Raw genomic sequence first — 830 nt, forward strand, 5'->3', positions numbered from 1 at the left:
CTACTAAACTCAACTTACAACAACATATACAAGTACAACAATTAGATGTAACAGATCAAAATTCTATACATAACTTCCAATTATTTTTAAAAGAAATAAACAGAATAGACCTACTTATAAATAATGCAGGATATGCAACTGGGGGCTTTATAGAAGAACTCCCTGTAGAGGAATACCGAAAACAATTTGAAACGAATCTTTTTGGAGCTATATCAATCACTCAGCTTGTTTTACCATTTATGAGAGAACAGAAAAGTGGAAAAATCATTAATATAAGTAGCATTAGCGGTCAAGTCGGATTCCCTGGACTATCTCCTTACGTTTCTTCAAAATATGCATTAGAAGGCTGGAGTGAATCACTTCGCTTAGAAGTAAAGCTTTTCGGAATAGACGTTGCCTTACTTGAACCTGGTTCTTATAATACGAACATATGGGAAGTTGGGAAACAATTAGCTGAAAACCAATCTGATACAACCTCTCCTTACAAAGAATATATGGATAAAATACAAAAGCACATAAACAATGGCAACGATACACTTGGTAATCCGATAGATGTTGCAAATAAAATCGTAGAAATTGCTGAAGCAAGGCGTACTACATTACGATACCCAATTGGGAAAGGTGTCAAATTTATGATCTTTGCGAAGAAGGTTCTTCCTTGGAGATTATGGGAGTTTCTTGTTTTGAGGAGTTTTAAGAAGATGTAACTTTAACGTAAATAATAACCATTTATCATCGAACAGATAAATGGTTATTATTTATTTTATGATTTTATTATTTGTACCATCAATAATCATTTTTATTATGCAGCAGATGGAAAGAAGTAAAAT

Annotated in this window: 1 protein-coding gene; it reads left to right on the plus strand. The window is 32.7% G+C overall.

Features of this window, described 5'->3' with window-relative positions:
* Nucleotides 1–707 (plus strand): SDR family oxidoreductase (locus AC1DTM_RS29490; protein WP_477001591.1); only part of this gene is annotated, 707 nt, incomplete at its 5' end.
* Between the last annotated feature and the right edge of the window lie 123 nt (nt 708–830).

Source organism: Bacillus sp. P4_D3 (assembly GCF_056401855.1).